The sequence below is a fragment of the Mesorhizobium sp. M0048 genome, from assembly GCF_040323405.1.
In the GTDB taxonomy this organism is placed as follows: domain Bacteria; phylum Pseudomonadota; class Alphaproteobacteria; order Rhizobiales; family Rhizobiaceae; genus Mesorhizobium.
The window spans coordinates 1-13,323 of record NZ_JAMYUV010000084.1 but is presented as its reverse complement, the minus strand read 5'-3'; the positions used below and the strand labels follow the sequence as shown (position 1 = coordinate 13,323).

The following is a 13,323-nucleotide window of genomic DNA, read 5'->3' as shown; positions in this document are numbered from 1 at the left end:
CCAAGTGCTCTCGCCATCGTCAACCTCCATAAAGTGGACGTTGAATCAGTCAAACCGATTCGCGTCACATCACAATCGATTCATCGAACCCCGGACGTGCTCTAGCGGGGCATGGCGAAGTTCCGCGCATGAAGAATGGCCCTGCTCTCGCGGGACAGGTGGCCGAAGCCGTGCGCGATGCGAGAACGCGCACCACCATCACCTCGCCCGAAGAACTACGCCGTTCGCTGACCTGGAATCAGGGAGCCGAGATGGCTCAGCACGATGGTCTCGACGGGGGTGTCCAAGTCTACTTCTGCGATCCGCAAAGCCCCTGACAGCGTGGCACCAACGAGAACACCAACGGGGTACTTCCCGAAAGACACCGCTTGAGCATCCAGCGCCGACGAGGATCGTCGCCGTCGCCGCGGCCCTCAATGACAGACCGAGAAAGACCCGTCGCTGGGAAACGCCGGCAGAGGCGGTTGACGAGTTGCTATCGTGAGTGGACACAATCGATGTTGCGACGACGGATTGAATCCGCCGTATGTTCAGTCTCCGACACAGTGTTGTTCGGCCTGCTTCCTGATTACCCCCATCCAGTCGATTGAAAACCTGAAGAATATCTTTTGCTGCCAAGCTGGCACGACTTTTGAAGGTCCCTCCTCAGTTGTCGGTAAATCTCCGACGCAATGGAATTCGGGTCTGCCTCAGATCCGCATTGACAGCGCATTTTTCATGCGGGCCTGCCGACGGGGCATAGAGCCACAAGCTCTTGCAGCCGTCTGCTTTGTGCACCGCTGACAACGCAAGGAAGGAGACACGATGGAACTCCCTCGGATTGCGGTCGAGTTAGGTAGATTTCTCGACCAGACTGATGGTATTACTCAATCCGGACAGTTGTTCGACCTGTTGTCTGCTTTTGCATTAAGTTTTGATTGCCCGTGGATCGCCTACGGTACTCTTGTACCCGACGAAAAGGTTTTGAAGCCGGCCCAACCGGATTCGGGGGCCATGTTGAATTACCCTGATGAATGGAAGGAGCGCTACCTCAAAATGGGTTATGACAGAATAGACCCAATCATCAAGAAAAGTCGACGGGGGCTAGGCGCCTTTCGATGGAGCGAGGTGTACAGGGATGCAAGCACGACTGAAAATGAACGGCGCGTTTTAGACGAAGCAGCGACGTTCGGCTTAAGGTCAGGCATTACTGTTCCATTGCACGGCCCCGCTGGCAGCTTTACGATCATGAGCTTTGCTCAACCTTGGGAACGCGAATTCCGTAATCCCACAATCACTTACTTGCAGCTTGCCGCGTTACATTTCCATCTCAGGGTTACGAAATTCACTAGTTCGAGCGCATTGAAGCAAGTTCATAGCCTCTCTGCTAGAGAAAAGGAGTGCATTCTGTGGACAGCGAGAGGTAAGTCGTCCTGGGAAACAGGAATCATTGTGGGAATATCGGTAAATACCGTGAATTTCCATCTAAAAAACGTGATGCGGAAGTTCAATGCGCCCAGCAGAACGGCCGCCGCTATAAAGGCGATGGGCCTTGGAATTATTGAAGTGTAGAATGTTCCGATAAGCGCTCTGGATGATATTCAAAGCCACTGGTCCTGTCGAACGATAATAACGCTCGAATGATGATATTCCGGTGCCAACAACGGTTGGCTGCCAAAGTTTTTTTGAATCTCACATCGGGGACGCTGGTCGGTATTAGGCCGTGTGGACGAAGACTCTGGTATAGGTTTGAGGAATCCGCCAAGGAATCCTGTCAGATTCATGGATTATCACTGATTCTGGAGGTCGGCAATATCTACCAAGATGGCGGATTGGGCACTGGAGGAAGATCTTCCGGGCCTCTGCACTATTTCTCGGTCCACACATCACGTGGCGATGCTGCCGGAGAGTTTCGGCAATTGGAATAGCGTCTGGCAACGGTTCGGCCGGCGGAGCAAGGCGGGTGTGCTCGAATTTTTTCGACGCCTCCCTGCGGCGTATTGAGGTCCCTGAGCAGCGCGCTCGGCGCTAGCGATCCAAGCCAGTCGGGCCGGGCTCGGTCTGGCGCCGGTGCTCGACAGTCGGGCGAAAGCTGACAGCCTGCTCTGGCGACGGCATGATGCGAACGCTGCTTTACGAGGCAGTTGCTGACGCGTAACGAAATGGTAGTGGCTAAGGTCGTGGGCGATGAGAACGCAGTGTACGGCGAGCTGCATCATCGGTAGAGGCGGACTTACGATTCCACGATCGATCATCTCTTGGGACAAGATCGAGCGACTTAGCCAGGCGAAAGCATGGACGTCGTTCACTTTGTCGTATCAAGCGCACGGCGATGGTGCCGGTGTCCCGCCGCGACCGCAGGTCATTGTTTGGGGTCTGACGACTCGTTCAACACCTGGGGTTCGGTTTGACACGCGTGAGACCGCCCGAGAACTTGGACGCGGCGCGACGTACCGGATCGCGTTGGTCACTTCTTATCTTTCCCAGATGCGCGGCAGATCCGTTCCCAGAACCTGAAGAACTCGGCCATAATGGCCGCCGGGCGCTACTGACGCGCGGCTGAGTCTAGACCAGCTCGATCTCGGCCAAATTTGCGAACGCGCTAGACGATATGTCGCGGGGGCTACTTGATGATCTTGATACGCACTACACTGCGCTGGCCCTGAACGCTGACGGGTACCTCGCCATCGATGGCCACGCGGCGGGTGACGCGAGGTTTGTCGCCATAATCCCTAGCCGCATAATGCATCGTGGCGCGGTTGTCCCAGATAGCGACATCGCCCTGCTTCCAGTTCCAGCGCACAGTGTTTTCCGGCGCGGTGATATGAGACCCGAATAAATCGAATAGTTTCTGGCCGTCATATTTCGGCATGTCAACAAACCCTTTCACGTAAAGACCAAGCACCAGCGTTCGCTCGCCGGTTTCGGGGTGGACACGTACAACGGGATGCTCGGTCTCGAAAAGCGCTTTAGCAAGCCCCTCATTGTGAACCTCTTTTTCGGCTTCGGTAGGGCGCGCGAATACGGCGAAGTCATACGCGTTGCTGTGAACGGCCCAGAGGTCATCGGCAAGCCGTTGCAGCGGTCCTGGCAAGTCGAGATATGCGGCCGCGGTGTTTGACCACACCGTGTCGCCGCCGACCGGTGGAATCACAGCGCCTCGCAGCACCAGAATCTTAGGATAGGCATCCAGGTAGGCGAAATCGATGTGCCAAGCATCAGTCCGGAACCCCCCGCGCGCGCTATCAATGTCGAGGATCGACATCGTCCCTTTCGCAGGATCCAAAGTCGGAGACAGCATAGGCTTCCCGAAACGAAGAGCAAAGCGCTCGTGTTCGGCGTCGTCGAGATGACCTTGGTCACGGAAGAAGATGACCTTGTGGTCAAGTATCAGGCCTTTGATCGCGGCGATGGTCTGGTCCGCCAAATCACCCGACAGTTTGATATTCCTGATTTCAGCGCCAATGCGCGCCGCGAGTTTTAGAACAGCGTTACGCGGAACGACATTATCGATCATCAAAGCCGATTCACCCATGGGTGGAATTCTCCAAGTTCGCGGTTCCTTCGCCAGACCAAAGCCATGTATCTGCGCCCATGAGGCCATTCAGCTCGCTGACACCATGTTCTAGCAAGCAGCGTGCCGAAGGCGAAAAACGAGCGTTAAGCCGTTGATTTACCGAAGCAACAGCTCGTGTTCGCGCCAGCGAAGCTGCGTTGTCGCGAATGCGACAAGCGGTATTCCGGCCACCATGCGTGGCTGCTTACGGAAAAGGAAATTCACGATGCGGCCAGCGCCTCGATCTTTCGACGCACAGCACCAGCGGCGCCTTGTCGGGCGATTGGGCGTTGGCGGCGGGCAAATCCTCGATCACTGCCGCAGCAGTCTTGTGATCATTGGCCTGCCTTTCGCTCAGATGCAGCAGCCGCGGACGTCCCTTGCCGTCACAGACCACTTGCAGTTTGGTGGTCAGTCCGCCTCGGCTGCATCCGATACATCGGGATAGAGCCCCTTTTTAAGGAGGCTGGCGGCAGTGCGATGCGCTTTGAGATGGGTGGCATCGATCATCAGATTGTCCGTTTCGCCGCCCTGCGCGGCCAGTTCCGCCAGGATGCGGTTGAACACACCCAGCCGACTCCAGCGGATGAAGCGGTTGTAGATGGTCTTGTGCGGGCCGTAGTCGGAAGGGACATCTCGCCAGCGAAGACCATTGCGGATCACGAACAGGATGCCGCTCAGCACCCCCGGCGGTCATCTACACGCGGCACACCATGCGACAAAGGAAAATAGGGCTCGATCCGGCGCATCTGCTCCGGCGTCAACATCAGCAAATCACTCAAGACGGCACCTTCTGCCACCTTGAATCACCCAACAGAGATCAACTCAACAAACTAATGGGTCCTGACCCTAGCGCCACTTTCGTGGCTGCGGGGACAGTGGGAATTATTCCTGTTCACTAAGGGTCGAAAATGGAGCGATCGACCAGTCGATTAAGTCGACGGCACGCTGAAGGATCGCCTCGGTCTCAGCAAGCGTGGGAGAAACGGCGGTGACATATCCGATGGAGTCTCGGAAATCGCCTCGCCTGATGATTGGCGTCCTGAGCTTGCGATAGAATTTGACCTCGGCAACACCTGATACAGCAGCCGCCTGGCGGTCGCCTGTGATCCGAGCGAGGGTACCATCGCGATCAGGATTTAATTTCCGTGCAGCCGCAACGTGCGAATGCTTTCTGCGCAAATCACACTCGTCGCCGACGACAAGCTTGACGTGCTCGGTGATGAGATCGACTCCATAAGCCAGCTGCACCAGTTGAGGATCGGGCGCGCCGGGAAGACGAGGATTGACTTCAATGACGACCGGACCAGGCTTCGTCCACCGAACTTCAATGCAGGTTGGTCCCCAGCCAAGGTCGAGAGGTCGCAAGCAACTCAGCGCAACTTCGGCGATACGCCGATACTCGTCGTCGGTTAACGGGGCTGGAAAGGTCAACCCACGAAACACGAAATGCGGTGGGCGGTTGAAGTCAGCGGCGGCAATTCCAATAACCTCGCTTCCCATTATCTCAGCCGTATATTGAGGGCCTTGTGCGAATTCTTCGACCAGTATCTTCGGCGAAGACTGCCATGTGTGCGTCCCACCCAACAGATAGGTCGTATGTTCGGCCAACTCGTCGATGTTGCGGCACAATCGGACACCGCTGCTGCCGCTGCCTACGACTGGTTTGAGGATCACAGGCAGGCCGATCTGCGCGGCAGCGCTTTCAACCTCTGTAGAATTCGCTGCCAACAGATAAGCAGGCACTGGAACGCCGGCCTCCGCGAGGAGCTGACGTTGAGCGAACTTGTCGCAACATCGTTCAATGGATGCTGGATTCGGTCCCGGCAGATCGAAGTACCGGCAGAGCTTCCCGACCGTCGCATAGGCCGATTCGTCTGCGCGCGAAAAGCCGGTGATGCCCGCGATGTCATAGATCGCACGTAGCCGGGAACATTCGCGGATCAGCGCATCGAGGTTATCTGTATCGACACGTATTGCCTCAGTGCTTTCCGCCGCAAGATACTCGTACTGATCTGGATCAGCCGACAGGGTGATGGGATAGAGACCAAGACGCTTGGCCGATTGGATATATAGGGAACCGATACCCCAATTACCCTCAATCAAAATAAGAGCTCGTTTTGCCATTGCTGTTGACCTCCGCTGAGTACTGAACACATTGACTGCGTACTATCCTATAGTTGCCACGGTGATTTATCTGTTACCACATTATAAGAACTTTAATTCAACGCTGATCAAACATTTCACCATCTCAGTAAATCCTATTTTTCAAGTGCAGAATAAATCCAGATGCAGCGGAAACCCATGTGACTTTATATTTATGAATCAGCGGAGACGCAGCCAGCTCGTCACCTCACTCAGAGTCGTAATACCCTCATCCGGCGGTGCAACATCGAGATAGAAATGAAACGAAATGGACCGGACGAACGAGGACCTCGCCGCCAGCTTCGATGCCGTGAACCTGAAAAACCTGCTCGCAATATCCAGACCAACTGCGGTAACTTATCTATGGACGCCTCTCCCTCTTGTGACTTGTGACAGCCACTATGGCACCTCCATGCCGGGAGCGGAGGCCGTCTACACCCATCGGGTTACCCGTTACGAAAGCTGTTGACGCCTTTAACTCCGGCGGAAGCCGGTCAGTCGCACGCCAAACGTGTTCTTGACATGGAGAGCATCGGCGCTTCCGACACTCTGATTGTAGAAGACAGTATAGTTCAGGCCGGTACCGCATAGGGTCGGAAAGCCCCCGAAGTGTGTAATATGTTACTGCAGCGTGAGCGTGGGCGGCAGTACCCATACCCTGCCGACGTTCCGTAGCGTCCCGATCGCTCCGGCGCCATCGATGTTGGTGTAGGTGGTGGCGAGTATGAGTTCGGCGGCGACGTTTTCGGTAGAAATAGGAGATGTCGAATTCCCGCGTCACAGTGTCTGAATAGGAGAGGTTGGAAGGGAACCCCGCCGACGTAACCTGAATTGTTGGTTTTCACTCCCAACGCGCGCAGCCGGATCTGCCACGGGCTCGGCGCCTCCATCGTGTCAATGACCACTGAATCGGGACCCTGGTTTTTCGCGCAAAAGGGACCCCGGTTGTGGGGTGTTGAATGGTACGCCGGTGAGCGCCCGATCAGGCGAAGCTGGTCGGGGTTGCGCAGCCTGATCGGGTGCGGCTGGTTGGCTCGTCGACTTCAGCTTTGAGAGCGGTTCTTGAAGCGCCAGGAATCGTTTCCGGTTTCGACGATCTCGCAATGATGGGTGAGCCGGTCGAGTAGCGCGGTGGTCATCTTTGCATCGCCGAAGACGCTCGGCCATTCGCCGAAGGCGAGATTGGTGGTGATGATGATCGAGGTGCGCTCGTAAAGCTTCGAGACCAGATGGAAGAGCAACTGCCCGCCGGCCTGGGCGAAGGGTAGATAGCCGAGTTCGTCGAAGACGACGAAGTCGAGCCGGGTGAGATGGTCTGCAATGCGCCCCTGGCGGCCGGAGCGGGTCTCGGTCTCGAGCCTGTTGACCAGATCGACGACATTGAAGAATCGCCCGCGCGCGCCGTTGCGGATGAGCGCCCGGGCAATGGCGATGGCCAGATGCGACTTTCCCGTGCCTGTCCCGCCGACCAGAACGACGTTGCGCTGATCGGCGACGAAGGCGCCGCCGGCGAGATCGCGGATCAGCGGTTCGTTGACCGGCGTGTCGGCGAAGTCCAAGTCCTCGATGTCCTTGGCCAGCGGCAACTTGGCGACGGTGAGCTGGTATTTGATGGAGCGGGCCTGTTTCTCCGATATCTCTGCCTGCAGCAGGTCGCCGACGATCCTGGGCGGCTCGTGCTGGCGCTTGATGGCGACGCCCATGATCTCGTCATAGGCCGAGCGCATCCCGTAGAGCTTCAGCGTTCCCATCCGTTCCAGTACTTCGGCGCGTTCCATGGCTGTTTGTCCTCCTGAGACTGTCATAGCGGGCGCAGTCGGCGATCGGCTCGTGGGCCAGCTTCAGCGCTTGGGGAATGGAAAGGAGCGCGCCCGGCGCCGGATCGCGGCTGCGGGCCAGGATGTTGAGGATCACCGCCGCGGATGAGACACCATGGTCGAGCGCTTCCTGACAGGCCGCCTCGACCGCGCTTATTCCGTCAGTCAGCACGCAGGTAAGGATCGACACCATCTGACGATCACCGTCATCGGCCAGCTTCAGCTTGCGGCGCACCTTCTCCATGGCCGAGGGCAAGACCCATTCCCGGAACGGCGCGCCGTTGCGCAGGCCGCCGGGCTTGCGAGCCAGCACCGGCACGTAGTGCCAGGGGTCGTAGATGACTTCGCCACGACCGAACGAACGGGCATGCTCGCCCATGACGGCACCGTCCTGACGGATGATGATCCGGTCGGCGTAGGCATGGATTCGACGGGTCGACCGACAGCGCTCGACAGCACCGAGTATTTGTTGTTGTCGAAGCGCACCGTGCACGTCTTCGACACCGACGCGGGAATGCAACGGAAGCCGTCAAAGCGCCCGGCATAGGGGATGAAGCTGGCACGCTCTTCCTCGAATACCTCCCACACCGTGCGCTCGCCCTGCTCGGGATGCCGGTGCGCCTTTGCATAGGCGACGCATTTGTCGGTCAGCCACCCGTTCAAGTCCTCCAGCGTCTTGAAGCGCAGCCTCGGCGTGAAGAAACGCTCGCGCACCAGCCCAACCTGGTTCTCGACCTGACCCTTCTCCCAGCCCGCCGCCCGCGTGCAGGCCTCCGGCTCGACGAGGTAGTGGCCGCACATTTGCAGGAAGCGTCGATTGTAGCGGCGATCCCTGCCGATGAAGACCGCGTCCACCGCCGTCTTCATGTTGTCGTAGATGCCGCGCGTGCAGGTTCCCTTGAAGAAGGCGAACGCCCGGTCATGCGCGTCGAACACCATCTCCTGCGTCTCGCGCGGATAGGCCCGCACAAAGAACATGCGGCTGTGGCAAAGGCGCATATGCGCGACCTTCACCGTGACCGTCACGCCGCCCAGCAGGACGATCTCGTGGCTCCAGTCGAACTGGTAGGCTTCACCCGGCGCAAAGCTCAGTGGAATGTAGGCTTCAGCCGCAGCGCTACCGCGATCCGTCTCCCAGTTCTGCGCGTGCCGCCACACCGAACTGTAGCTGCCGTCGTAGCCGAGGCCGCGAAGCTCCTCGTAGACCCGGATCAGCGTCAGACGCTCCCGTTGCGGCTTCACCGCATTCGCCGACAACAGGCGATCCAGTTCCTCGCGCCAGGCGCCCATCCGGGGATAGGGTTGATGCTTGCGTTCGTAGTGGAACTCCGTCTCCCCGGAACGCAAAACCTTGCGCACCACCTTCCGGGAGATCTTCAGCTCCCGGCAGATCGCCTTGATCGACTTTCCCTGAACCAGCGACAGCCGGCGTATCTTCGCAATCGTCTCCACAACCAACATCCAAAACAAATGCCTCCGATGAAACTGGAGGCACTTTGACAACCCCGCCGTTAAGGGGGCCCGTTTGGACGAAAATCACCCCTTAAACGGGGTCCTCATTCCACGAAAAATCACACCATCGTCCCGTTGGCTGTCCTACCAACAGGAAGCTTATTCAACCGGTAACGCCTCCAAGTCGCGCGATGGCGTGGGAGGTAAGAAGCGATCAGACGCGGTGGGGTTCGTCTATCTTCACTGCGGGGCGCGGACAACACGCTCGAGACGGGGAAAAGCACTCATTGCCCTGTCTTCCGCATCGCCCGGGGTAAAGCTCGCCGCCTACGGATTAAGGTTGGAAATCGGAACACGGGAACTCGGATCGTCTGCCCAGTACGGAACTGGGCTCGCCGCGACGGCCGGAGATGGACGACACCGAGGGCGGAGCTTCCGTAGTAGTCGGAGCGCGGGAAAGCCGCGCGCAGGGCGAAGGGAAGCAGGAAAACGGTAGACTTGCATGACGGAGGAGTGATCTGTGGACATGGATCACCGGGCCGACGAGGCCTGGGTACTCGGCGTTCAGCGCAAACTCTACCAGTGGAGCAAGGCAAATCCCGAAGACGCGTCGCGGGATATGTGGGGTTGGGTAACCGACCTGCGCATGCTGCGTCATGCCTGGCGACGCGTAGCCTCGAACAGAGGCGGACGCACAGCCGGGATCGACGGGGTGACCGTGGGCCGCATCCGGAACAGGATCGGTGAGCAACGCTTCCTCGAAGGGCTTCAGGCCGAGTTGCGCTCTGGCGCATACCGACCAAGTCCCGCGCGGCGCAAGCTCATCCCCAAGGCCGGTAAAGCGGGTCAATTCCGACCCCTGGGCATTCCCACGGTCAAGGATCGCGTCGTCCAAGGCGCGGTCAAGACACTTCTGGAGACAATCTTAGAGGCGCAGTTCTGGGATGTCTCCTATGGGTTTAGGCCCGGACGGAGCACGCACGGCGCCTTGGAGTATATCCGACGGGCTGCCTCCCGCATAAACGCGATAGGGACACCCGGCGGAGTCGGATGCCGTATCCATGGGTCATAGAGGGCGACATCAAGGGCTGCTTCGACAACATCAGCCATCATCATCTGTTCGAAAAGCTACGCAAGCGCGTCGCTGACCGGAGGGTGACGAGGCTGATCGGGCAATTCCTGAAAGCCGGTGTTCTGTCGGAGGAGCAGTTCCTTCGCACAGACGCCGGCACCCCTCAAGGCGGGATTCTCTCACCGCTGCTCGCCAACATCGCGCTCAGCGTGATCGAAGAGCGGTATGAACGGTGGGTGTATCAGCGCACCAAGGCCCATGCCGACCGCAAATGTGATGGGACGACCGCGGCAGGCAGAGCGCGCTACTGGGATCGCATGGCTGGTCGCTGTGCGTTTCTACCGGTGCGCTACGCCGACGACTTTGTGGTGCTGGTGTCTGGCACACGGGAGGATGCCATCGCGGAGAAGACCGCGCTGGCGGCCTACCTGCGTCAGACCATGAGCCTTGAGTTGTCGCCGGAAAAGACGAAGGTCACAGCCATGACGGAGGGGTTCGAATTCCTCCGATTCCGCTTCATCATGCATTGGGACAAGCGCTACGGCTATGGCCCGCGCATTGAGATTCCCAAAGCAAAGGCTGCCAACCTGCGTCGAAAGGTCAAGGCACATACGGGAACGAGTTCTGCCCCGTGCACCCTGACCTCCCAGCTTCAGGAGCTCAATCCCATCCTGCGTGGGTGGGCGAACTACTACCGCCACTGCGCTTATGCCGGTCGGATGTTCACCAGTCTCGACTGGTACGTCGGCATGAGGATAGCGCGGTGTCTGCATAGGAAACGCCCCAAGGCGGGGGTTGCGTGACATCTGGGCCTCATGCCAGCCCAGTAGTCGGCGGCCAACGAGACGGCTTTGGCGCGAGGGAATGGTCGAGCCACATGTGCTCGCCTGGACCCCCGTCTACCGCTTCCGTCTCGCATGGATGGCGATGCCTGACTTTGCCGTGTCTTCTGGAGAGCCGAGTGCGTAACGAAAGGCGCATGCTCGGTTCGGGGAGAGGCGGGAAGAAACCGGCCGCTGAAAGGCGGCGCGGCGCTCACTCTACTGTCGATGAAAGGACGGCAGTGTCGATCCGCCGTGAAGGCGAACGGATCTGGCGCGGGAAGTGCGCATCTGATCCCAGGATCATTGCCGAGCTTGTCCGCAAGCGGGCGCCGGCCGCAAAGCGCGTCGTGTTCGAGACTGGACCCCTTTCCCTCTGGTCCTATCATACGCTGCGCGCCGAGGGATGCCAGCCACCTGCATCGATGTGCGCCATGCCAAAGCCGCTCTCGATATCGCGGCGAACAAGACGGATGCGAATGACGCCGATGGTTTGGCGCGTCTTGCTGAAGCAGGGTTCTTTCGCGAGGTTCGCGTGAAAGGCTTCGACAGTACGTTGACCCGCACGCTCGTGGCAGCACGCACGCGGCTGGTCCGGATCACCGTCGCGTTTCCAACCAGATCCGAGGGATCTTGAAAACGTTCGGCTTGCTCGTTCCCGCCGGTAAGGGAACTACATTCGAAAGTAAAGTCCGGTGCCTTCCTATCCATCAGAGCGAGCTTGCTCCTGTCGTGCTACAGATGTTGGAAGCTTGGCGCAGCATTCGCATCCGTGCCTCCGAGCTTGGGCGCCAGCTTGTCGCAGATGCACGTCAAAGCCAAAGACTCATGTCGATCCCGGCATTGCCCCATTACCGCAACCTCGTTCGCCACTGCCATTGAAGATCCGGCGACAGATGAAGCACTTCAAGTCAGCCCGAGATGTTACGCGTCTTCTGTCCATTCATCATCCGATTAGCCATGTGCTTCACCCCGGGGCATCATCGCTTGGACGCAACTGACGACTCTGGAGCGCGCCTGTGGCACTTGGGCCTGAAAAATAACCTCTTTCCGGCCGCCTGCCGAATGCCGGGAATGTGACGACGCTTTCGAGATGCTCTGTGCCACACCGTCCATACCCAAAAATGTTGCAGTTCCTTTAGATAAATTTACCGAATCTTTGCGACCGCAAATTGCTGACAATGATAGGTTGGCAGGCCTGAGGTCAGGCACGGCTAAAACATGATGCTGATTTATGCTTGGCCCGCTGCAACAGCACGCGAGGGAAGGTCAACACGAATGGCAAGAAAAGCGCTCATCCTGATTGAAGGCAATATAAAGGGTCTTGGCCTGCTGTTCGTCGAAGCGGCCCCGCGTCTTGGTCTTTACCCAATTACATTGCCGACTGATCCAGCTCAGGACGACTACCTTGCGGCTGAGCAATGGGGCGATCCGTGACGATACAGACAATCTCGACGCACCGATCCACGAATGTTCCCGACTATATGCAATCTAAATTACGTCCGCGACGGAGTCGTTTATGCGACAGTTGGCAGGCTCTGCCGGCATTTCGATCTACCGGGACCAAACGCCGAATCCTTGAACGATGCTGCGACAAATTCGGTCAACGTCAACTCCTCGCGAAGGCCGGCATCGCAATACCTGCTTATCTCGTGCAGCGAACGCAACGGACCTTGACTTCTGCCGCCCACCCTGAGCTCACCTATCCGGCCCTGCTGACTGATGACGAGCACAATCGTATCGCCGATGTTTCGCTGAGCTGTTTGCGAGCTCTCGGCCTCGGCTGGGGGCCAACTAACGTTAACTCTGGTGAAAGAAGCGTGACCCCAGTCGTCATTGAAGCCAACCCGCGCCTTGCTGGCTCGCGCGCTCCTCAACTGGTTCAGCTGGCTTATGGTGTCGATCTCGTCACCGAGCACATCAAGCTTGTCATCGGCGATGAATGGAATTTGCGCAGAAGCAATTCGCAGACTGCGTCGCGCGGTACTTAGTTTCTGATCGCGATGGCACGCTCGATTGGTCGACGACAGTAGGGCAGCTGCTGTATTAGGTGTCGCCGACGTCAAATTGCAGGTCAAGCCCAGGCGATCCGGCGCGGACGACTGCCGGACATTGGTGCAATCTCGAGCACGGGAGAAGCGCGTTGTAACTCGCCCGCCTTTGCGCCCGCTTCAGGTTTCAATCCAGTTGGTTCCGGAGTGCGGCTCAGGCCGGGGACATTTCAACCACACCGCCCAGTGTGGGGCGGCATTTCAAAAGCCGATGCATTTTGGCGCAAAACTGACTCGCCCATACGCCATGGATACTGTTGGGACACTTTGCACCGTTTCCGTTGATCCGCACTTGCAGCTGGATGGGCGCGGAACGGTGCTGAAAGCCCGTTGTGCAAAGATTGATCGCCAACGCCACTTGTGGGAGAGAAGAATGATAGATCTGCTCAGCGATACCGTAACCCTCCCCACACAGGAGATGCGGCAGGCG

7 protein-coding genes and 5 pseudogenes are annotated in these 13,323 nt (G+C 58.3%); 5 read left to right on the top strand and 7 right to left on the bottom strand.

All coding sequences use genetic code 11. The annotated features are described in order from the left end of the window. Positions 1–107: 107 nt before the first annotated feature. Positions 108–484: pseudogene (locus tag NKJ84_RS31935) on the top strand (IS30 family transposase); the annotation flags it as partial. Between the two features lie 320 nt (positions 485–804). Further along, entirely contained in the window at positions 805–1,551 is a 747-nt protein-coding gene (locus NKJ84_RS31930) for a LuxR family transcriptional regulator (protein WP_352509843.1), read from the top strand. A gap of 1,051 nt (positions 1,552–2,602) precedes the next feature. Here NKJ84_RS31930 and NKJ84_RS31925 read toward each other — a convergent pair. The 6 genes and pseudogenes from NKJ84_RS31925 to istA all read right to left on the bottom strand — a co-directional run bounded on the left by NKJ84_RS31925 (position 2,603) and on the right by istA (position 8,958). Continuing rightward, on the bottom strand, positions 2,603–3,514 hold the full coding sequence (locus NKJ84_RS31925) for a TauD/TfdA dioxygenase family protein (protein WP_352509842.1): 912 nt from the start codon (positions 3,512–3,514) through the stop codon (positions 2,603–2,605). Between the two features lie 432 nt (positions 3,515–3,946). After that, positions 3,947–4,219, bottom strand: a complete 273-nt coding sequence (locus tag NKJ84_RS33350; RefSeq protein ID WP_502904059.1) for a transposase — start codon at positions 4,217–4,219, stop codon at positions 3,947–3,949. Between the two features lie 201 nt (positions 4,220–4,420). Then, complete coding sequence (locus NKJ84_RS31915) at positions 4,421–5,662, bottom strand: ATP-grasp domain-containing protein (RefSeq protein WP_352509841.1); 1,242 nt, start codon at positions 5,660–5,662, stop codon at positions 4,421–4,423. A gap of 522 nt (positions 5,663–6,184) precedes the next feature. Beyond that, positions 6,185–6,567 (bottom strand): annotated as a pseudogene (locus NKJ84_RS31910) (OmpW/AlkL family protein); the annotation flags it as partial. 156 nt (positions 6,568–6,723) lie between these two features. Continuing rightward, positions 6,724–7,458, bottom strand: a complete 735-nt coding sequence (gene istB, locus NKJ84_RS31905) for an IS21-like element helper ATPase IstB (RefSeq protein WP_352509840.1) — start codon at positions 7,456–7,458, stop codon at positions 6,724–6,726. Further along, positions 7,391–8,958 (bottom strand): annotated as a pseudogene (gene istA, locus NKJ84_RS31900) (IS21 family transposase). The gene istB and the pseudogene istA overlap by 68 nt, the downstream one beginning before the upstream one ends. A gap of 1,041 nt (positions 8,959–9,999) precedes the next feature. Here istA and NKJ84_RS31890 point away from each other — a divergent pair. From NKJ84_RS31890 to NKJ84_RS31880, 3 genes and pseudogenes are all read left to right on the top strand, one after another. Next, positions 10,000–10,824 carry a reverse transcriptase domain-containing protein gene (locus NKJ84_RS31890; protein WP_352509839.1) on the top strand — a complete coding sequence of 275 codons (825 nt, stop codon included), beginning with the start codon at positions 10,000–10,002 and terminating at the stop codon, positions 10,822–10,824. 176 nt (positions 10,825–11,000) lie between these two features. After that, positions 11,001–11,734 (top strand): annotated as a pseudogene (locus NKJ84_RS31885) (IS110 family transposase); the annotation flags it as partial. A 386-nt stretch (positions 11,735–12,120) separates the two neighbouring features. Next, a pseudogene (locus NKJ84_RS31880) lies at positions 12,121–12,927 on the top strand (ATP-grasp domain-containing protein); the annotation flags it as partial. A gap of 120 nt (positions 12,928–13,047) precedes the next feature. Here the strand turns inward: NKJ84_RS31880 and NKJ84_RS31875 are convergent. Beyond that, the coding region (locus NKJ84_RS31875) for a hypothetical protein (protein ID WP_352509845.1) at positions 13,048–13,323 on the bottom strand (276 nt) is incomplete at its 5' end.

Bases quoted from the DNA above. Each gene is read 5' to 3' on its own strand.
- NKJ84_RS31930 (WP_352509843.1), top strand. From the start codon at position 805: ATGGAACTCCCTCGGATTGCGGTCGAGTTAGGTAGATTTCTCGACCAG.
- NKJ84_RS31925 (WP_352509842.1), bottom strand. From the start codon at position 3,514: ATGGGTGAATCGGCTTTGATGATCGATAATGTCGTTCCGCGTAACGCT.
- NKJ84_RS31915 (WP_352509841.1), bottom strand. From the start codon at position 5,662: ATGGCAAAACGAGCTCTTATTTTGATTGAGGGTAATTGGGGTATCGGT.
- istB (WP_352509840.1), bottom strand. From the start codon at position 7,458: ATGGAACGCGCCGAAGTACTGGAACGGATGGGAACGCTGAAGCTCTAC.
- NKJ84_RS31890 (WP_352509839.1), top strand. From the start codon at position 10,000: ATGCCGTATCCATGGGTCATAGAGGGCGACATCAAGGGCTGCTTCGAC.